The organism is Arcicella sp. BE140 (assembly GCF_031456255.1).
GTDB lineage: Bacteria > Bacteroidota > Bacteroidia > Cytophagales > Spirosomataceae > Arcicella > Arcicella aquatica.
Map to the genome: position 1 here is coordinate 1 of NZ_JAVDUE010000005.1, position 21,144 is coordinate 21,144.

A 21,144-nucleotide genomic window follows, 5' to 3' on the forward strand; every position below is an offset into this window, starting at 1 on the left:
CCTTTTCAGGTTTATAATAAAGCAAAAGAAGGTGTATTGTAACTAATGAAATAGTTGAAAACCGTAAATTTTCGCACAAATGTTATGAGAACCTCGTATTTAATGATAGTACTTTTTTGAAAACATTAGACGAGCGTGACTGGCGTTCGGGTATTTCAGAAGCGGTAAAAGTGGCTCTTATCAAGGATATAACCTTCTTTGAATGGCTAGAAAACAAATCTGTTTTGTTGGCTCATAGAGATGAGGAGTCTATGAACGAGCATATTTTCCGTTGTGCTGAACTCCATGTACAGCATATTTCTAGTGGTGACCCTTTTGAAAGCGGTTCTGCACGTCCTTTAGATTTTGGTCACTGGGCGGCTCATAAATTAGAATATCTTACCAATTTTGAAATACGTCATGGCGAAGCCGTAGCTATTGGCATTGCCCTCGACTGTGTATATTCTTATTTAAAAGGCATGATTAGCGAAGATGCTTTGGATAGAATTTTGTTGGTTTTAGAAAATCTGGGCTTTGATTTATATCATCCTGCCTTAGCAGAAAATGACAAAATTAATCTTTGGAAAGGTCTTAATGAATTCCGTGAACATTTGGGCGGTCGCCTAACCATTACTTTATTAGAAGGTCTTGGAAAAGGAGTAGAAGTACACGAAATAGATTTCGAATTGGTAAAACAAGCAGTAGATTTTCTCGAAAAACGCTCATAAAAAATTATGCAAACTGCCTTTGGACTTTTAACATATTGTAGTAATATTCATCCTGGTGTAGACTGGAATCACCATTTTTCAGTACTCCAAAGTAGCATTCCTGAAATTAAAAATTCAGTCAGTAAAGATGCTTCGATGGGTATAGGCTTGCGTTTGGCTAATCAAGCGAGCATAGATTTATCCGAAGCAGAGAACTTTAAGGCTTTTCAACAATGGTTGACTGAAAACGATTGCTATGTATTTACCATGAATGGTTTTCCGTATGGTGGGTTTCATGACGTAGTAGTAAAAGACCAAGTACATGCCCCTGACTGGACAACCGTTGACAGAGTACAATATACTATCAGGATGTTTAAGTTGTTGGCTAAACTTTTACCTGCTGAGATGAACGAAGGAGGAATTTCGACATCACCACTTTCCTACCGTTTTTGGTGGAAAGTTGAAAGTCATACTCCATCTGAAAGCCTTCATTATGCTACTACATTAGCTACCCAAAATATGCTTTTGGTAGTTGATGAATTAATTGCGCTTAAAGAATCAACAGGAAAAACATTACATTTAGATATTGAGCCAGAACCAGATGGTATCTTGGAAAATTCTACCGAATTTATCACTTGGTATGAAGACTATCTAAGACCTCTCGCTATAGAATTTTTCGCAAAGAAAGGGATTTCTTCTGACGAAACATTACACATTTTACATACTCATATCCAATTATGTTATGATGTTTGTCATTTTGCGGTAAGTTATGAAAAGCCTGCCATCGTAGTTAAGCAATTATCAAAAGCAAATATTGCTGTTGGCAAAATTCAAATAAGCTCAGCTATTAAAGTAGATTTTACGAAAGATGCCGAGGCAAAATTAAAAGCCATTGCTCAGTACGATGAAGTCAGCTATTTACACCAAGTAGTTGCTAAGAAAGCTGATGGTACTTTTGAAAAATACCAAGATTTAAACCTTGCTATTCAAGCATTTGCACCAGAGAAATACGTAGAATGGCGAGTACATTTTCATGTGCCTTTATTTATTGAACAATACGGAGAGCTTTCTTCAACACAATCAGACATTGTAGATACCATAGCCATTCATAAACAAAAACCTTTTACTAATCATTTAGAAATTGAAACTTATACTTGGGGTGTTCTACCTCCTGAAGTGCAAGTCCCTCTGAATGAATCAATTGCTAGAGAGATTAGCTGGGTGAAAAGTTTATTGTAAGCTATTAGAAGTGAGCTTTGAGCTTTTTATTTCTTAATAATATAATGGAGATTTACTCATGGCATGACTTGAAGTCATGCCATGAGTAGTTGACTTCTAACAAAAATGCTGAAAGCTGACGACTGACAGCAGATAGCTAAAAAATAATATGCAAAAAACAGTAGTCATTGATGTAGTCGGATTGAGTACTAGTGTCATTGGAGAACATACTCCATTCATTAAAAAATATCTTTCTGAGCATCACCTTACACATATAAAACCTGTATTACCTGCCGTTACTACCACTTCACAAAGCTGTTATGTAACAGGAAAATTCCCTGATACCCACGGCATTGTTGGGAATGGCTGGTACGACCGTGAAGACAATGAGCATAAATTCTGGAAGCAATCTAACAAAATAGTAAAGGCAGAAAAAATTTGGGAAGCTGCTAAGCGTCAAGACCCGAATTTTACTTGTTCTAAAATGTTTTGGTGGTATAATATGTATTCTTCGGCTGATTATTCTGTAACGCCAAGACCACAATACCATGCTGATGGCGTGAAAGCCCCCGATTGTTATACACAACCAGCAGATTTGCGTGATAAACTTCAAGCTGATTTAGGCACTTTCCCATTATTTAGTTTTTGGGGACCGAATGCTAATATAAAATCTTCAAAGTGGATTGCTGATGCGTCTATCTGGGTTGACAAAGCGCATGACCCAACCTTAAGTTTAATTTACTTACCTCATTTAGATTATTGCTTACAAAAATATGGAGTAGATTTTTCTAAAATCCATAAAGAATTGGGAGAGGTAGATAAACTAGTGGAAGATTTGGTAACGCATTACCAAGCAAAAGATACTAACATCATCATTCTATCTGAATATGGTATCAATAGTGTGAACAATCCTATCCATATCAATAGAATATTCCGAGAAAATGGTTTGATTTCGGTAAGAGTAGAACGTGATTATGAATTATTAGATGCTGGTGTTTCAAAGGCTTTTGCTATTGCCGACCATCAGATTGCTCATATTTATATCAATGATAAAACTGAGGAAGCACGTGTAAAAAGTATTTTAGAAAATACCAAAGGCATTGCTCTAGTGTTGGACGAAGAAGGTAAAAAGGCTCATCACCTTAATCACGAACGTGCTGGGGATTTAGTTGTAATGGCAGATGCCGACAGTTGGTTTACTTACTATTACTGGTTAGATGATGCTAAAGCTCCTGATTATGCTCGTTTAGTAGATATTCATAGAAAACCTGGCTACGATCCTGTAGAGATGTTTATGAATCCTGCTAATCCATTTATCAAATTAAGAGCTGGCTATAAATTAGCCCGTAAATTATTAGGATTCAGGTATTTGATGGATGTTATTCCACTAGATGCGACGCTTGTAAAAGGCTCTCATGGAGGAATTAATATTGGTAAAGAGTATTATCCTGTATTGATTTCTGATAAAAAAATAAGCGATGGCGAAATTCAAGCAACCGACGTATATGATGTAATTTGGGAAGCTTTGTTTTCAAAATAAGATTAACATATATTTTATTACATAAGTCATCCTGAATTTTTCCTAAAATTGTGCGTTTTGGAGACAATTTGTAAGGTTTTCTACTTGATTATCGTCTAGTCCTTACTTTTCTTTCCTTGATGAAAGAAAAGTAACAAAAGAAAATCAAGAATTCCTAAACTCGCTCCGCTCAAACAGTAGGAATTCGTTGCCCGTCAATCATAAAAAAGCGGTCTAAATTAGTTTTTCGACCGCTTTTTTATGATTTTAAAATTCGGGATGACTCATGTTTTTGGAGATAAAAACATCACTTTAAGCCAAATCGACATTTATTCTTACATATCTACATATCGTATTTTCTATCCCTTATTATTTATAACTAATTCCATCTCCAAACTTAAACAGCGCATAGCCTTTCGGTTTTAAATATCCCGGCACATCGGATTGATTTTCTGAAACGGCTTTTTGTGAAACAGGTGTAGTAAAAGGCATTTTACCTGTTGGGTTAAATGCTCCACTTACTACATCTAAAAGTGCATCAGTTGTAGTACCAAATGTCGCTATTACTGTTTTTAAGTTTATACCATCGATTTCATCAATTACCCAAGGATTAGTAAAGTTAATGGCAACCACTGTAGGCTTAGCCTTGCTAATTTCATTTACATGGGCTACATCTATTTTATTTTTGGATAAACTCAATTCAATCGGTTTTCCTTGCGAACTAAACAAACTCCCACCATTAGGAATTAGCCATAATAAAACAACATCTGCTTCTTCTTTGCTTCCTACAAATTCAATATTAGGGTTCGAAATACTAGGTTTATTAACAGTAATGGGATTGGGATTTCTACCATTGTCATAATATGTCTCAAAATATACTTTTGTCTTTTTAGTAATAGGCAAAACCTTTGTGTCATTACGCAATAAAACGATAGATTTTCTCAGGGCTAAATCTGCTTTTTTCTGAAAAGCTGTATTTCCAACTGTTTTTACAGCTGTTTCTACATCAACGTAAGGGTTTTCAAAAAGACCTAATTCAAATTTTTCTTTCAAAAGTCTAGTAATCGACTCATTGATTCTTTCTTCGGAAACCAAGCCTTTTCTAACTGTTTCTAGTAATAAAGACGGGTCTGCACTTCCTGAGAAAATATCAACCCCAGCATCAATCGCTTTTTGATAACGCTGTAGAATCGACAAGTTTTCTACCCCCCAAGGCATCATATCAATAGGGCCTGTATCTGAATTAATAATTCCTTTAAACCCAAGTTTTTTTCTTAGCAAATCTTGGATAATTGCTTTGTTGTACGAAAATCCAACTTCTTCAAATCCATCTCCTTTAGGGGCAGAATAATAAGGCATAATAGCCGAAGTCCCTGCTGCAATGGCTGCTATAAAAGGCTTTAAATGGTATTCAAACATTCCGCCAGGATAATGTGCATTTTTCCCCCAATCAAAATGGGAATCTTGCCCACTAACTTGTGGTCCACCTCCTGGGAAATGTTTGGTAGTCATAGCTACTGAGTTTTTATTCAATTTATTGCCTTGAAAACCCAATACAATTTCGCGAATCATGCTTGATGTAAAATCAGCATTTTCACCAAAAGTGCCTTCAATCCGTTGCCAACGAGGTTCGGTAGACAAATCTGCCATATACATATAGCCTTTTCGTAAGCCTACAGACGACCATTCTTTACTAGCTATTTCAGCAAATTCATGAGTAAGTTTTAAATCTCGCATAGCAGCCAAGCCTAATTCTCCGGGCCATTTTGAAAAAACAGTTGTACCTACACTCAGTCCTATTGAGGCATCAATCGTAACATGATTACGAGGATTGGAAGCAACGATAGCAGGAATGCCAAGGCGTGATGTTTCGCATAATGCTTGCAGATTATTTGACCATTCTGCCATGATTTTGGCAGTGGTATTCGCTCTTAAAATAAAATGACGTAGATGATAATTCATTACGCCTTTTGTTGTTCCAGCGGCTGACATAGTAGGAACTGGCAAAGGCTTACGGGTAAACATATTGATGGGTTGCATCAAATCTTCTTCATTAAAACCACTCGAAATTTCAGCTTTGGGTGCATTAGGTTGAAAAGAATAATCACCAGCCAAACGGGTGCTACTAATAATCATAAACCCTATTTTCTCTTCTAAAGTCATTTGAGCAACCAAGTCTTTTACTCTCAAGTCAATGGGCAATCGCCAGTCTTCATATTTATCGAGTTTAGCATTCTTGTTTAAATCTTTAAATGTCAGATTTTTTACTTTCAAAAGGCTAACACTTCTATTGCCAAGTTCGGGCTGTATTATTTTCTGAGCATTTGAGCCTACCACAAAGAATGTTTGAAACACCACTACTGCTGTAACTTTTAAGTAAATATTCATATTTTAACTTTATTTTTAATGAACCAATTAGAAACAATCACCATTATTATAGTTAATTTACCCTTCAATACAAGCTCTATCATAGCGAAAGGCTTAATTCATAAAGCCTACTGTTATTAATTTATACTTATTTTTTATAAATAAAGTTATATTTTATAATCATATAGAGATGACAAACAATCTTAATATTTAAAACCATGAGTGACTCGAAATTCCCAGAGAAATCAATCTTTATTTGTGATGGAAGCAAGTGCGGAAAACACAAAGAAGTGCGTAAGATTTTTAAAGAAGCCATTAAAGAGAATGACTTAAAAGATACTGTTGAGATTTTTAAAATAGAATGTACTGACAGATGTAAACAAGCACCAGTTATATGCTTTCAACCACAAAACAAATGGTTTACTGAGGTTTCGATGTGGAAAGCCGAGAAGATTTTCAAGGAGATGATTTTAACTAATTAACGATTCAACAGCCTGAATTGCTCGGGCGTTTGATGAACATCTTTTTTGAACACCCTTATAAAATATGAGCAATCGTCATAACCAAGGTGATAGGCGATTTCGCAAATAGACATACTTGAATGCAATAAAAGCCTTTTGGCTTCCAAAATAATACGGTCGCGGATTAGCTCTCCAGCAGTTCTCCCTACTATTTTATTACAAATAGCATTCAGGTAATTAGCGGTGATGTTCAGTTGACTGGCATAGTCTTTCACAGATTTGTATTTTAGGTAATATCCTTCTATTAAGATTTCAAAAGTTTTGAATTTTGAAATGCTTAATGTAGAAGTATCGTCTTTGTAATTGGGTTGATATACCCTCAGTGCCTGTATTAGAATTTGCTTAAGAATCGTTTTGATGTAAGATTCATAATGTGCTTTTTTATCGGAATATTCTTGAATAATTTCTTCAAAAAGAGCTTCAATTACTTTGCCTGTTGACTCATCAAAAATAACCATTGGTTCATCATTCGGACTATTGTTGAAAAAGGGTAATCCATTCAAGGAAAGATTATTTTCATCTACTTCATAGAATTCTTTCTTAAAGAAAAAGGAATACCCTTCAATATCATCACTAAGGTTCCATTCATGTACCTGCCCTTCATTCATTAAAAAAAGTTGGTGCGGTACTACCTCGTAATGCCTGAAATCAATATCATGAGTACCCGACCCTCTTTTTATATAAATCAAATTATAAAAATCATGTCTATGCGGAAAATCAGCAGGAGTCAATGTTTTAGCATGAACCTCCAATCTTCTAATATCCATATTCATCATGATATGTGTACCACAACTATTTAGTTGCTCGATGGTGATGATTGGAATTGGTTTTTTCATGAATGATTTTGGGGGACTTTAAGATGAAGGACTTGAGGACTAAAGGATTTTATAGCTGTATCACTTTAAGCACTTTTAGTCCTCAAGTCTAAAAATCCTTTAGTCATATAATGAAACTTAATGCGGTAATTTATCTCTTAAATATCCGTACACCCACGTACCAGCAATAGCACTTATTAAAGTGACACTTACTACCGCAAAACCGCTACCGATTTGAGCGAACAATGGCCCTGGACAAGCACCAGTAATAGCCCAACCCAAGCCAAAAATTAAGCCTCCATAGATTTGCCCTTTATTGAATACCTTATCATGGAAAATGATTTTTTCGCCAGAAAGTGTTTTTATCTTAAATTTCTTAATTAGAAATACAGAAGTCATTCCTACTATCACAGCCATACCAATCACACCATACATAAAAAATGATTGTAACCGAAACATCTCTTGTATTCTGAACCATGAAACTATTTCAGCTTTCACGAATACTATCCCAAAGATGATACCTACTAGCATATATTTAAAGTTGCTAGCGAAGGATTCTTTTTTAATTTGTTCGTTTGGTGCATCACACACAAACTCTTCATTCATTAAAACATCTTGTTTTTGCATGGTCTTAGAAAAGGTTAAAGATAAGAGGTAACAGCAGGAATGTCATCAAAAAGCCCCCAATCATAAATGAAATAGTAGCAATTAATGACGGAAGCTGTAGGGTTGATAAACCCATGATAGCATGTCCAGAAGTACAACCGCCTGCATATCTTGTTCCAAAACCAACCATAAAACCACCCAATATAAAAAAGAAGAAGCCTTTCAAAGTAAAAATATTGTCAACGTTAAATAAATCAGCAGGCATTAAGTTTGAAAAATCTGTAATACCCAAAGCTTTCAAATCCGTAACCGTTTGTTCACTGATAACAATTGTATTGGGATTGGATAAAAAATTGGTAGCGATAAAACCTCCAATTAATACGCCTGCTACAAAAAACAAATTCCATATTTCTTTCTTCCAATCATATTTGAAGAAAGAAATATTAGCAGGAAAACAAGCTGCACAGATATGACGTAGAGACGATGAAATCCCAAAAGATTTATTCCCAATGATGAGCAAAGTGGGTACGGTTAGACCAATTAGTACTCCGGCAACTGCCCAATGCCAAGGCTGACGAATTAATTCTATCATTTTTCTCGATGTTAAATATTATTTTAATTTAGAAGGACATACAAAATCTGTTGTAGGAACAGCTGTTTTAGCAATCTCATTAAAACCTCCAGCCACATCTACTACATTATCAAAACCTCGGGCTTTTAAAATAGAGCTTGCCATCATAGAACGATATCCCCCCGCACAATGAATGTAATTGGTCTTTGTTTTTGAAAATTCAGCCATGTTATCACTTAATACCGCTAAAGGAATATTCATAGCTTCGTCAATATGCTCGGCTGTATACTCTGTTTGCTTACGAACATCCTTCACAATTAATTGCCCGTTAGCTTCTTCAAATCTTTTAGCAAATTCAGTCGCTGATATAGATTCTATACTATCTGTTTCTTTACCTGCCTTTATCCAAGCCTCGATACCACCTTCCAAATAACCAATCACATTGTCGTAACCAACTCGTGAAAGACGTGTAACAACATCATCGATATTTTCTTCATCTGCAATAAACAGAATTTCTTGTTCGATGTCAGTAATCAAAGTGCCAATCCACGGAGCAAAATCCCCTTTGATACCAATATTAATTGAATTAGGAATAAACGCATCTTTGAATACTTGTGCTGAACGAGTATCCAACACAACAGCTCCAGTTTCATTGGCAGCCGCCTCAAAGGCTTCTACCGATAAAGCCTGTACATTATTGACAATTTCCTTCATCGTTTTGATACCTGTTTTGTTCATCATTACGTTTTTAGGGAAATAATATGGGGGAGGCAACAAGCCATCCGTTACTGCTGCAATAAATTCTTCTTTGGTTTGTTCTTTCAAAGCATAGTTAGTCGCTTTCTGATTACCCAGTGTGTCAAAAGTTTCTTTGCTCATATTTTTACCACAAGCCGAGCCAGCACCATGCGCAGGAAAAATAATTAAATCATCTGGCAATGTCATTATTTTATTTCTTAACGAATCATATAAAAAACCTGCTAAATCGTTTGTCGTGATACTTCCCAATTTCTGAGCTAAATCTGGACGACCAACATCCCCAATAAAAAGGGTATCTCCAGAAAACAGACAATGTTGATGATCGTTCTCATCTGTTAGTAAAAAACATGCAGACTCCATCGTATGTCCTGGCGTATGCAGAACTTTGATACTTACTTTTCCAATTTGAAATACCTGACCATCTTCTGCGACAATACAATCGAAACTAGGATTGGCATTTGGGCCATAAACAATAGAAGCACCCGTTTGGCGAGATAAATCTAAATGCCCTGATACAAAATCTGCATGAAAATGGGTTTCAAAAATATATTTAATTTTTGCATTATTTCTAGCAGCCTTCGCAATATAAGGTTGTACTTCACGAAGAGGATCAATAATGGCAACTTCACCTTCTGATTGAATATAATAAGCACCTTGTGCTAAACAGCCTGTATAAATTTGTTCTACTATCATTGTTAATGAATACATCAATGAAATGTATTAGTTTATTGATTATTGATAAATAATATTAAATACTTAAAGTTTTTTCTTTAGAATTAGCACTGAAACGATACAATAGAATGCAACTGGCAACCACAAAATGGAGAGTGAACTATAAAAAAAGGAAGCGATTCCCCCGACTATGAATCCTATAATATTCAGCATTTTAACACTGAAAGCTTTCAAAAAATCTTTTCTACAATCTGCTGAAAACCCTCCAAAAAAATACTTGGCCATATCAAGCCCTGAAGCCATTACAACACCTGTAATCTGTGAAGCTCGAATCTGATTGTCGCTATGATTAGCCCCTAATGCATTTTGTGTGCTGGACACTAAAAAAAGTAGCCAAATAATTAAGTGCTGTGACCAAAGTGCATATAACAGAATAGTCAGATTTAGAAAAATTGGGAATATTTTCACATACGTTTTATTGGTCTTTTTACCATAATAAAAACATGAGGAAGTCCAAAAGGACCCTAACCAATACATAAAAACATACGAACACGTAATAAGAATATCTTTATTAGTTTCTGTTTTATTTAATAAAATACTTGTGCTATAATGCCCCGTGATATTTGTTACTACTAATCCTAAAAATTGTATGCCCAAAATATTAATAATTCCCGAAACAAACGAAAATGAAAATGAGGATATATATGTTCTTCGACTAATCATTAATGGTGGTATTAAAAATTAATATATGTTGTTTCTATCATATATAAATGTCAAAAATCTTACATATTACAATCACAATTCTCAATGCATTGCAATAGTTTTACGATTTCCTTCTCCTTCAAATCATAATATACATTCAGTCCATCTTTATGAGATTGAAGTATTCCACGGAGTTTCATATTAATCAGGTGATGAGAAATAAGCGATTGTTCACAATCTAAGGCTTTACAAATATCATTTACTCCCATTTCGCCTTGCTGATTGAGCAACTCTATAATGGCTAAACGAACAGGGTGTGCCACAGTCTTTAAGATATAGGCAGCCTTCTCCATTTTCTGTTTACTAGCTTGAAATCTTTCTTTAGGGGTGTTTTCTAATATTTCCATTGCTGTCTTGTTAATCACAATACAAATATATGATAATATTTTCATATATAAGTAAAGAATTGTTCAATTCGATGCCATTTAGGTAAATTGTACTGTAAATTTGTTGATTTGTTCGATAAAAACCATACTTAACCTTCTTTACTTTTTTGAATATCTTTTAAAATTTTATGGTCAATATAAAAAGTACCAAACGGTAAAATACTGGCTACTAAGACCTTCCAAGTTGTGGTCGAAAACTTCCAGTTTTCTTCTACACCCACACTTAAAGCATTTAAAATGAAAAGGATAAATAATGCCCCATGAATAGGTCCAAGTATTTTTGTTCCTGCTGGACTATCAAAATAATATTTCATCGGCGTAGCGATAAAAAGTAATAATAAAAATGATACTCCTTCAAGAAAAGCAATGATGCGCAAACGCCCAATATTGGTCGATAATAATGTTTTCATCTTAAAATTGTCTAAAAAATGGTCTATGTGCTAAAGGAGAAAATGGCCAAGGAATGGCTATGAAAATGATGAATAAAGCTAATGAAAACCAAACTAACATTGTCTTATATTTAACTTCATCGTTTTTTCTACGTTTTGCTAATGCCGAGCCAATGGTTAAAACTATGATGGCAATCGACATTAAAAGGATATGTATTAAACCGAAAAAAGTAAATTCTAAGTGCTGAATAGCCTGCTTAAAATTACTTAAAAAATATTTAACTGTTGGGCTTTTAATATAAAGATTAATCCCAACAACCAATTGGATATGAGCAATAGTAGCTGTCCAATGTCGGACTGAATTATCTGTTTTAGAAAAAGTAGTTTGATTTTTTAAACCAAGGTAAGCCCTCAATATCGCATAAATGATGCTGATTAAGACTAGCCACCTTAACAGAGAATGAATAAATAAGAGTATATGCATTGATATTTTCAGTTTTAATACTGCAAAGATACCCAAAAACATACCAAATGGTATGTTTTTGGGTAAAAATTATTCTAGTCGATTCAAATAGTTTTTTAACTCATTTAAATAGGCTCGATAATAATCAGCGTTCTCATATAATTTTCCTAAATTTCTGATACCTCCATAGCTAGCAGAAACGAAGATTGCGACTTGTTTACTATTAACATCTGCCCTTACCAAGTCCAAAGATTTTGCTCTTTCAACAGCTTTCTCAATACTTTGCAAAACATCATCCATAATTTTAGTAAGTGCTTTGCCAAAGTTTTCATTCAAAGGAGCCATTTCTTGAATCAGGTTGTTAGTAGGACAACCATACTTAATTTGTAAATAAGGTTCTTGCATTAATAAATATTCCATCATGTGATAAATAGCCATTAATGGGTTTTCAGCCGTCAAAAGTGGCTCTAATAACATTTTTCCCATCGTTTGCTGCATCATTTCGTTAATGACAGCAAGCCCCATTTCTTCTTTATTTTTAAAGTGATAAAAAAAAGCCCCCTTTGTTACTTTAGTAGTAGCAATAATATCGTCAATACTTGTAGCCTGATAGCCATTGATATAAATCAACTCAAAGGCTTTTTGTAGGATTGTCATTCGTGTTTCAGCAGCTTTTCCCATATTACTATTTCTAATTAATCTTATTTGGTGATACAAAGATGGCTGATTTATTGAAAAAACTCTTTAGTTCTGATAGTCTGAAAATTAAAAACCCTTGAACATCAAAGTTAAAACCTTCATGTTCAAGGGTCAATTCCTCAATAATATTTAAATTATAGTCAGCTATATTTTAAGCTTACTCTTCTTTACTAAATCAAATTTATCTCCCTTTTTCAAAAAGTACATTTTCATTTCATTCTTCTTTTGTTGGGTATCAAAAATCAACACCTGACTTTCGCCTAGTACTTCAGCTAATTTATTGTCTTGTACGTATACAGCTGTGTTTTCATCTATACCAATTCCCAATAAAGTTGGATTTTGAAGAATCAAGCCCATTAAGCGATTCTCTCGTTGTCTCTTTACAAAATGTTGATCTACAATTACATTGGGTAATAATCCTAAGCCTTTTTTAGTTTCAACCTGCGAACCGTCAATTACATCCAGTTTACCTTCGCCCGTAATCATCTTTTCAGACATGATGGCTGTTCCTGCACTAGTACCAGCAAAAACGATTTGTTTGTGATAACGTTCGTGCATAGCCTTGAATAAACTTTCGTCTTCCAACACCTTCATAATCCTAACTTGGTCGCCTCCTGTAAAGAAAACGCCTTTAGCCGTTTTTAATTGACTTAACAACACCTCTTTAGACTCTACTGTCAACGGAGAAACTGGGGCATGAACGACTTTAATAGGAGATAATGCTGAAATATCTTTTTTGATAGATTCAAAACTGGCCTCTTGTTCGCCACTTGCCCAAGTAATGATTAATATCTCGCCTTGGTCTTTACCACTTAATTCAATGAATTTTGTCAATACATCGGCAGGACGTTTTCCCCCTCCGATAATAATTAAACGTTCTTGAGCATAAGTCAAGCCCGAACACAATAAAATGATTGATAGAATTTTTAGAAGCATGTTTGTAAGAATTATTTGTTGAAGTATTTTCTTACAATATCGTAAATGTAATTTGTAAAAAATAGTATAAAGATATTCTGTTTGAGGTTTCTTATCTCTGAGTTTTATATTAAAAATTAAAATGATACTTTAGAGAGTTGAATAGATTGTTATTCTAACAATGTAAAAATCACTAAAAAAAGAGAAGGAAAAGTTATGCCACCCTATTATGATATTTACGGGCTTTCAAAACAGAGAGACAAAGTAACCGTTGAAAAGTTTTTAGACTATTTTTCTTACAGAGATAAAATTGAAAACAGAGAAAAGCAAGAAATTTTTGTATACAAAAATGAGCAGTATGATGTAGAAGAAACTTGGACATCAATTAGGACTTTAACAGAAGTAATTGATTATGGTCTTATCCATAGAAACTATGGATTTGCTTTTTATATTGGAGATAATTTAAAAAAAGAAGTAAATCACATAATATTAAAATTTACATTCGATGAAAAAATTATTTTTGGAATATCTGTTGAAGAAAAAAAGCTATTAAAGAATGGTAGCTTAATTGACAATTATGATAAAGCTTTTGAAGTGGAAAAACTAATTATCGAATTGACAAACGCAACAAAAACGTCCATACAAGTTGAATATCCCCCTTCAGATGATGAAGAAGAATTTGACAGTGATATTGAAATATGGAAAAATATGAATGAAGAAAAACGAAAGAAATAAGCACAAATCGTTAGTAAAACTACCAAGAGCAAAATGTAGCGGTAACCGCAAGGGTTACCGCTACATTTATCCAAAATATTATTTTCTCAAGCCGATTCAAATCAGAGATTTTGAAGAAAATACATTATTCCTTCAGTAATCTAATACTATAAATTGCCCCAGTACTCTGTTTATTTTTAGCTACAAACTTGATATTGATAGCTTTTGTATTCAATGCTTGTGGCAATTCATAATCAATATCAGATGGCTTTCTCGACTTTTTTGCTTCTAGTTGAATCGTTTTAAACAACTCACCATTGATAACAATATCGAATTCTCTTACTTTATTTTCATTCCCTACAGTAACTCTTAATTTCTTAGCAGTCTGCTCAGTATTTCTTAAATCATAGCTAATCCAATCGGTAGTGCTTCTCCAAAAAGCACCTAATTCTCCTCCTGTGTTTGATTGATTTCCTTGAAAATGATGGTCGGCTTCGGGTTGTTGTTCTCCTAAAGCTATTTGGTCTATGGTTTTCTGTTCCAATGCTAATTTCAATTCTTCTTTTTCCTTTATTTCCTGAATTTTACCAGCCAATTGTTCTTGATTCATTACTGGAAAATACATCATATAACGGGCATCGTGCAATTGATAAAAAGGAATTAAGGTGAGTAATTGGTATTTGCTTGGATAAAGTGCATCACCCATTGAAAACTGTAAAGCTGTATTTTTGATAGGCTGTATTTTAGATAAGTATTCATTTGAATTACTTACCAAAATCGGTGCTTCGTCTAAAGGATATAACTTCCCTGATGCTTCATGTCCCATACGACTGGCATCCGCAAAAAGCCCTTTTAGGTCTGTGGTATCTGTTTTGGCTGCTAATACAATCGGGCCATGTAGAAAAGAAACCCAAGATGAACCATCTGGAAGTGTTTCAGCAGTAGTTTCCATCGGGAAAGTTAGCGATACTTTATCCCCTGATTTCCAAGTTCTATTGATGGCAATAAACGAAGAAGGCTTTTCATTCACCACAAAGGCTTTGCCATTAACTTTTACTTGAAAAGCATTCTCTTTTACCCATTTGGGATAACGAACAAAAAGCGTAAAGGTCTGTGGCTTTGTAAGTTTTAAGCTAATCTCTGAATTTGAAGTATTAGGGAACTGGGTATTTTGGGTAAGTACTATTCCTTTTTCTTTCCAATTCAACGTTGAAGCCATAAAGAGGTTTACATATAAATCTTTGTCGGTATGGGCATAAATCATTTCACCATACTTCCCATGATTTTCTAATCCTGAGCCGACACAACACCAAAAGCCTTCTTGAGGTTGTGAATAAACACGGTAGTGACGAGGACGAATAGGCGTAAAATATACAAAACCTCCTTTAGTAGGATGTTGAGAAGACAAAATATGGTTGTATAAAGTACGTTCAAAGAAATCCATATAACTGGCTTTAGGTTCTGACAAAAACAAAGATTTAGTCAGTTTGAGCATATTATAGGAATTACAAGTTTCTGGTCCTTGATTAGATTCTAACATTGGCGTAAAATCATTAACAGGATTAAAATGTTCTCTGAAACTATTTCCGCCAAAAGAAACACTGCGTTTTGAGCTAACATTTTCCCAGAAAAAATTAGCGGCATTAGCCCAATCTTGGTTATTCGTCAAACTTGCTATACGCTGAAAACCAATCACTTTCGGGATTTGCGTATTAGCATGCAAGCCTGTCAGCGCATCTTTTTGTGCTAAGAGGGGATTTAAAATAGCACGATGAGAAATCTTCTGGGCTATCTCTAAATATTTTTTTTCTTTCGTAATTTCATACAACTCTGCATACACTTCATTCATTCCACCATGTTCTGTTTGAAGCATCTTTTGGATTTGAACTTCATTCAAGTTTTGAATCGTACCAGCAAACCAATCGCCTAATTTTACCAAAACCGTTAAGGCTTGTTTATTACCTCCTATCGTATAGGCATCGTATAATCCTGCAAATAATTTATGGATATTATACAAAGGCACCCAAGTATTGTTCAACCCAAATCCGCTACCATCTAAATCTCCTTTGGCAATCCTCGACCAAAATACTTTTCCCTGTGGAATACCTCCAACATAACCATCTCCATTTTTTTCTTGACATAAAGCCAATTCAGAAACCATGTAGTTTAGTCTTTTTTGCATTTCAGGGTTATTGGTGGAAGCGTACATCAACGCCAAGGCTGATAAATAGTGTCCTCCGATGTGTCCATCTAATCCAGAATTTTCCCAGTTTCCATATCGTTCTGCTTTTAATGGCAAGCCTGCATCTATGCGATATGGAGCTAACAGTCTATCAGGATTTAAGGCAATGATATATTTCATATCTACCTGCTGTGCATTCAAAAATGGTCCTGCTTGCAAACGAACAGCTTGTAAAGGAAAACTTTGAAGCTTTGGAGTAGTAGAAGACGTTTCTTGTTGAGCATAACTTGTTGTTAAAATGCTCATGAAAAACAAGAATAGAGAAAAGTGTTTGATAGACATTGTATTGTTCATGGATTAAAAATTGGACTTTGGTAAAAATCGTCCACATTTAAAATGTGTATTTTTGACACAAATATAATTACGCTTTTATAAATATAAGTTTTTACTTGTAAAAACAAGGCTGTTAAGCACCACATCCATAACGAGGGACTTAAGTCCTTCGTTATGGATAAATGATTTTAAATTTTTTACAATTCTACTTTTTGCATTTTGGGTGTCAGTAAATGAATAATGCCCCAAGCTAATAAATACGCAAAACCACAGACTAAGAAAATAATGTTGTATCCTCCGTTTAGATTTCCAAGCAGTTTGTATTCATCTAAAATAATTCCAATAAAGTAAGGGAACAAGACACCTCCTAAAGAACCTGCCATTCCTCCGATTCCTACTACGGAACTAATGGCTTTTTTAGGAAACATATCTGATACAGTAGTAAAAATATTAGCACTCCAAGCCTGATGAGCGGATGCTGCTAAGCTAATCAAAAATACTGCTTGCCAAATGTTAGTAGCATAACGCGCTAACACAATAGGTATAACGAATATGGCAAAAATCAACATGGCTGTTTTACGAGCTTTGAAAACTGGCCAGCCCTTTTTAATAAACCATCCTGATAAATAGCCCCCCCCAATACTGCCTATGGTAGTGAAAGTATATAAAACGGCTAAGTGTATGCTTGGCTTTTTTAAATCTAAAGCAAAAGTTGACGAAAAATAAGATGGTAACCAGAATAAGAAAAACCACCAGATAGGGTCCGTCAGAAATTTCCCCGTAACAAACGCCCACGTTTGCTTATATTTAAAAAGTTGTAGCCAAGGCACTGATACTGTAGTACCTTCTTCTTCTTCGTTATCGCTATGAATGTGCTGAAACTCTTTAGCTGAAAGGTTTTTCTTACGAGTGGGAATTTCATAAATAAACCACCAAAAAAGTAGCCATATAAAACCGATGGCTCCCGTGATGATAAATGCTTCTTCCCAACCATAAGCACCCAAAATCCAAGGCACCATGATAGGAGCAACTACTGCCCCAATGTTTGCTCCAGAATTAAAAATACCCGTTGCCAAAGCTCTTTCTTTTTTAGGAAACCATTCTGCAACCGATTTAATGGCCGCAGGAAAGTTTCCAGCTTCTCCAAAACCTAACGAGGCTCTTGCAATGCCAAAACCTAAAGTTGTTTTAGCTGCTGCATGAAAAATAGCGGCAATACTCCAAATAATAATAGAAATGGTATAACCGAGCTTTGTACCAATTTTATCAATAATGCGTCCGAAAATCAATAAGCCAATCGCATAAGCGGCTGTAAACGACATCACGATTTTTGAATAATCGCTTTCTGTCCAAGATAATTCTTTTTCGAGCGTTGGTTTCAATAGACCTATTACTTGTCTATCGAGATAATTGATGGTTGTGGCAAAGAATAATAAAGCTACAATCGTCCAACGGTAAGTACCTGAATTTTTCATAGAGAATGGTTAAAACTTAACAACTTCCCAAAATGCTTTTTTGGGCTTAAGGTTTTTATCAAATAAAAGCGGGAAGTCTTTTCTACCTGTTACAGGAAAATTATCCAACCAAGAATATTGGTCTGAAAGATTCCAGAATGTTACGCTGGTAATGTTTTGTTTATACTTTCTGAAAACATCAAAAACCATTTTATATTGCTGTATCTGCTTCTGTTCCATTTCATCCGTGAAAATACCTACTCCATCGTTTTCTCTCCTTTCACGTCTTTCATGTTCTTTTGGATACACCGAAATATCTAGTTCAGTAATCTGTATTTGCAAACCCAAACTCGCAAATTTGGTAATTGATTCTTCTAATTCACTTTGTGTAGGTTCATCAATAGACCAATGGGCTTGTAAACCGACGCCATGAATAGGCACTCCTTTTTGTTTGAGTCCTTTTAATAATTGATAGATTTTTTCTCTTTTAGCTTTACTTTCTGTGTTATAATCATTATAAAAAAGTAAGGCATTGGGGTCAGCTTCATGAGCATATTCAAAAGCTTTGGCGATGTATTCTTCTCCTATAATCTCATAAAATTTAGATTTTCTATACATTGAAAGTCCAGTGTCAGGCACAGCTTCATTGACTACATCCCAAACATAAATTTTGCCTTGATAACGTTTTACTACCTCAAAAATATGTGTTTTCAAACGAGCTAATAGTTCCTCTTTCGTAACAACTCTATTATCCTTTTTAAAGAACCATGCAGGTGTTTGGTTGTGCCAGCACAAATTATGCCCACGTACTTTCAAGCCATTTTGCTGAGCAAAGGCTACCATCTTGTCTGAGGCTTCCCAATTATACACATTCTCTTGAGGATGGATAGGGCCCATCTTCATAGAATTCTCAGGCGTAAGGCTATTGAATTGCTTTATAATAAAGGAAGATTCTGCACCCGCATTTACCATACGAGGGTTTACTGCAACACCAATAGGGAAATAGGCTTGATAATAATCTTTGAGTCCCTTGACCTTTTCGCTTTGAGCGAAAAGGCATAAAGAGCTACAAGTATATAAAACGGTTAAAAGGGTTTTCTTCATTTATTTGTAGGCAGTGATTGTTTGAATACTTCCATCTGGATTATACTTCAACTCTGTCACTTTTACATTTCTTAAATGTGTTTTTCCAGAAAGCTGTACATCGTGATAGAACAAATACCATTTTCCTTTGATTTCTACAATAGAATGATGGTTTGTCCAACCATCAACAGGATTCAAGACTACACCTTTGTAAGTAAATGGTCCATAAGGATTATCCCCAATAGCATAATTGATAAAATGGGTATCGCCTGTTGAATAAGAAAAATAATATTTTCCTTTGTATTTATGTAGCCACGAGGCCTCAAAAAAACGTTTGGTATTGTCGCCTGCCAATAATACTTTACCATTCTTATCTAGAATCTGTACATCTTTTGCTTCCTCGGCAAAACTTAGCATATCCTTACTCAATTTAGCTATTTTAGGGGTTAAAGCAGGTTGGTTATCATCTTGTAATTTTCCCTTAGGGTCATAGCTGCCAGTTTTCCAACGTTGCAATTGTCCTCCCCAAATACCTCCGAAATACATATAATAACTGCCGTCTGTATCTTTAAACACACAGGGGTCTATGCTATAACTCCCTTTAATAGGTTCCTTTTCTGCTTTGAATGGCCCTACGGGACTTTTACTAGTGGCTACGCCTATTTTAAAAACATCATTCTTGTCTTTTACTGGAAAATATAAATAATAGGTTCCGTTTTTAAACGCAGCGTCAGGAGCCCACAACTGACGACCAGCCCAAGGGATATTTTTAATATCTAAGGCTACGCCGTTGTCCGTTACTTTCCCTCCTATTTTATCCATTGATAAAATATGAAAATCTTTCATATCAAAATGTCCACCCTCATCGTCTTCTTTTACACCCGACTCAATATCATGTGAAGGATAAATATAGATTTTTCCATTAAATACATGGGCAGAAGGGTCGGCTGTGTAAATATGAGAAACCAAAGGTTGCGATATAGGCTTTTTCGCTTGTCCGAAGACAGACAAAGATGCAACCACTAAGCATAATGATAAGAATTGTTTTTTCATGGATAATTAAAATTAAGAGTGTGTAATAAGCAATTTTCAGTGCTTCACGTATTTATCAAACATTGATTTAAAAGCAAATATTATAATAATATCTGCTTTTTACAAGATTATTACAATAAAAAACTAGAACACATAAGAACTGTTTAAAACTATAGAGTCAATCGACTCTATAGTTGATGATGATTAATGGTTAGGTAATGATTAAAAACCGATTGAATTTCCGCCATCTACAGGCAACGAGGCTCCTGTAATATATTTGGCAGCTTCTGATGATAGAAATACGGCTGCCATACCAATATCTTCTGGTTTTCCAAAGTACCCCATAGGCGTGCGGTCGAGTGCTTTATGCTTTCTAGCAGGGTCAGAATTCATCGCAGTCTGTGACATGGCCGTTTCGATAAACCCTGGCGCAATCGCATTTACACGCACATTGTCGACAGAAAACTCCATTGCTAATGCCTTCACCATACCTTCTACACCACATTTTGATGCCGTGTATGCTACTACTCTGTCTATACCATAGTAGGCCGCCATCGAAGAAATCATCAAAATTGAGCCCTTCTTACGTGGTAACATTTTTTTAGCACAGGCACGGGTTAAAGCAAATACGGCATTCAAATTGGTATGCACAATACGGTTGAAATCTTCGTCGGTAACTTCTACTGCGAATTTTTTCATATTGATACCTGCATTATTTACTAAAATATCAATAGCTCCTATTTTAGTTTCAATTTGCTCTACCAAGCCTTCTAAGTGTTCTAAAACTGTTACATCATTCACAATATAAAAAGCGCTATCACCCAATTCAGCAACCGCATCTTTTAAGGCTTGCTCACGTCTACCTGTAATAACTACTTTCGCTCCTGCTGTAACCATGCATTGAGCAATGGCAAAGCCAATTCCACTTCCGCCCCCAGTAATTAGGGCAATTTTTCCTTCTAATGAAAACATGATTTTTTTAGCTTTAAGCTGATAGC

At 35.0% G+C, this 21,144-nt stretch carries 20 protein-coding genes and 1 pseudogene; 5 read left to right on the forward strand and 16 right to left on the reverse strand.

Annotation, left to right across the window (positions count from 1 at the left end):
* Positions 1-95 precede the first annotated feature (95 nt).
* The 3 genes and pseudogenes from aroB to J2Y60_RS09635 form a co-directional block, all read left to right on the forward strand.
* Positions 96-707 (forward strand): annotated as a pseudogene (aroB, locus tag J2Y60_RS09625) (3-dehydroquinate synthase); the annotation flags it as partial.
* Between the two features lie 6 nt (positions 708-713).
* Positions 714-1,925 carry a metabolite traffic protein EboE gene (gene eboE, locus J2Y60_RS09630; protein ID WP_309916910.1) on the forward strand — a complete coding sequence of 404 codons (1,212 nt, stop codon included), beginning with the start codon at positions 714-716 and terminating at the stop codon, positions 1,923-1,925.
* A gap of 148 nt (positions 1,926-2,073) precedes the next feature.
* Positions 2,074-3,444, forward strand: coding sequence for an alkaline phosphatase family protein (locus J2Y60_RS09635; protein WP_309916914.1), 1,371 nt, complete (start codon positions 2,074-2,076; stop codon positions 3,442-3,444).
* Positions 3,445-3,792: 348 nt separating this feature from the next.
* Here the strand turns inward: J2Y60_RS09635 and J2Y60_RS09640 are convergent, their stop codons facing one another.
* Positions 3,793-5,811, reverse strand: a complete 2,019-nt coding sequence (locus J2Y60_RS09640; protein ID WP_309916917.1) for a glycoside hydrolase family 3 N-terminal domain-containing protein — start codon at positions 5,809-5,811, stop codon at positions 3,793-3,795.
* Between the two features lie 197 nt (positions 5,812-6,008).
* Here J2Y60_RS09640 and J2Y60_RS09645 point away from each other — a divergent pair, with 197 nt between their 5' ends.
* Positions 6,009-6,272 carry a (2Fe-2S) ferredoxin domain-containing protein gene (locus tag J2Y60_RS09645; protein WP_309916920.1) on the forward strand — a complete coding sequence of 88 codons (264 nt, stop codon included), beginning with the start codon at positions 6,009-6,011 and terminating at the stop codon, positions 6,270-6,272.
* On the opposite strand, the gene J2Y60_RS09650 is transcribed toward J2Y60_RS09645, so the two are convergent.
* The 10 genes from J2Y60_RS09650 to J2Y60_RS09695 all read right to left on the reverse strand — a co-directional run bounded on the left by J2Y60_RS09650 (position 6,269) and on the right by J2Y60_RS09695 (position 13,369).
* Entirely contained in the window at positions 6,269-7,147 is an 879-nt protein-coding gene (locus J2Y60_RS09650) for an AraC family transcriptional regulator (protein WP_309916923.1), read from the reverse strand. The two genes, J2Y60_RS09645 and J2Y60_RS09650, sit on opposite strands and share 4 nt — an antisense overlap.
* A 117-nt stretch (positions 7,148-7,264) precedes the next feature.
* Positions 7,265-7,753, reverse strand: coding sequence for a DUF6691 family protein (locus tag J2Y60_RS09655; RefSeq protein WP_309916925.1), 489 nt, complete (start codon positions 7,751-7,753; stop codon positions 7,265-7,267).
* A gap of 4 nt (positions 7,754-7,757) precedes the next feature.
* Positions 7,758-8,324 carry a YeeE/YedE thiosulfate transporter family protein gene (locus tag J2Y60_RS09660; RefSeq protein WP_309916929.1) on the reverse strand — a complete coding sequence of 189 codons (567 nt, stop codon included), beginning with the start codon at positions 8,322-8,324 and terminating at the stop codon, positions 7,758-7,760.
* An 18-nt stretch (positions 8,325-8,342) separates the two neighbouring features.
* Positions 8,343-9,755, reverse strand: coding sequence for an MBL fold metallo-hydrolase (locus tag J2Y60_RS09665; RefSeq protein WP_309916932.1), 1,413 nt, complete (start codon positions 9,753-9,755; stop codon positions 8,343-8,345).
* Positions 9,756-9,818: 63 nt separating this feature from the next.
* Entirely contained in the window at positions 9,819-10,457 is a 639-nt protein-coding gene (locus J2Y60_RS09670) for a DUF1275 family protein (RefSeq protein WP_309916935.1), read from the reverse strand.
* Positions 10,458-10,516: 59 nt separating this feature from the next.
* Entirely contained in the window at positions 10,517-10,843 is a 327-nt protein-coding gene (locus J2Y60_RS09675) for a metalloregulator ArsR/SmtB family transcription factor (protein ID WP_309916937.1), read from the reverse strand.
* 128 nt (positions 10,844-10,971) lie between these two features.
* Positions 10,972-11,292: a DUF3817 domain-containing protein gene (locus J2Y60_RS09680; RefSeq protein ID WP_309916941.1), complete on the reverse strand. Its 321-nt coding sequence runs from the start codon at positions 11,290-11,292 to the stop codon at positions 10,972-10,974.
* 1 nt (position 11,293) lies between these two features.
* Complete coding sequence (locus J2Y60_RS09685; RefSeq protein ID WP_309916945.1) at positions 11,294-11,755, reverse strand: hypothetical protein; 462 nt, start codon at positions 11,753-11,755, stop codon at positions 11,294-11,296.
* A 69-nt stretch (positions 11,756-11,824) separates the two neighbouring features.
* A complete protein-coding gene (locus tag J2Y60_RS09690; RefSeq protein ID WP_309959048.1) occupies positions 11,825-12,415 on the reverse strand; it encodes a TetR/AcrR family transcriptional regulator in 591 nt (196 codons plus the stop codon).
* 162 nt (positions 12,416-12,577) lie between these two features.
* On the reverse strand, positions 12,578-13,369 hold the full coding sequence (locus J2Y60_RS09695) for a cyanophycinase (RefSeq protein ID WP_309916951.1): 792 nt from the start codon (positions 13,367-13,369) through the stop codon (positions 12,578-12,580).
* Positions 13,370-13,564: 195 nt separating this feature from the next.
* On the opposite strand from J2Y60_RS09695, the gene J2Y60_RS09700 reads away from it, so the two are divergent.
* On the forward strand, positions 13,565-14,083 hold the full coding sequence (locus J2Y60_RS09700) for a hypothetical protein (protein WP_309916953.1): 519 nt from the start codon (positions 13,565-13,567) through the stop codon (positions 14,081-14,083).
* Positions 14,084-14,207: 124 nt separating this feature from the next.
* Here J2Y60_RS09700 and J2Y60_RS09705 read toward each other — a convergent pair whose 3' ends face one another.
* The 5 genes from J2Y60_RS09705 to J2Y60_RS09725 form a co-directional block, all read right to left on the reverse strand.
* A complete protein-coding gene (locus tag J2Y60_RS09705) occupies positions 14,208-16,550 on the reverse strand; it encodes a glycoside hydrolase family 127 protein (protein WP_309916955.1) in 2,343 nt (780 codons plus the stop codon).
* Positions 16,551-16,774: 224 nt separating this feature from the next.
* Positions 16,775-18,052, reverse strand: a complete 1,278-nt coding sequence (locus J2Y60_RS09710; RefSeq protein ID WP_309916958.1) for an MFS transporter — start codon at positions 18,050-18,052, stop codon at positions 16,775-16,777.
* A gap of 9 nt (positions 18,053-18,061) precedes the next feature.
* Entirely contained in the window at positions 18,062-19,135 is a 1,074-nt protein-coding gene (locus tag J2Y60_RS09715) for an endo-1,4-beta-xylanase (RefSeq protein WP_309916961.1), read from the reverse strand.
* Complete coding sequence (locus tag J2Y60_RS09720) at positions 19,136-20,167, reverse strand: glycoside hydrolase family 43 protein (RefSeq protein ID WP_309916964.1); 1,032 nt, start codon at positions 20,165-20,167, stop codon at positions 19,136-19,138. It lies immediately after the preceding gene.
* 201 nt (positions 20,168-20,368) lie between these two features.
* Positions 20,369-21,118 carry a glucose 1-dehydrogenase gene (locus J2Y60_RS09725; protein ID WP_309916967.1) on the reverse strand — a complete coding sequence of 250 codons (750 nt, stop codon included), beginning with the start codon at positions 21,116-21,118 and terminating at the stop codon, positions 20,369-20,371.
* Positions 21,119-21,144 lie beyond the last annotated feature (26 nt).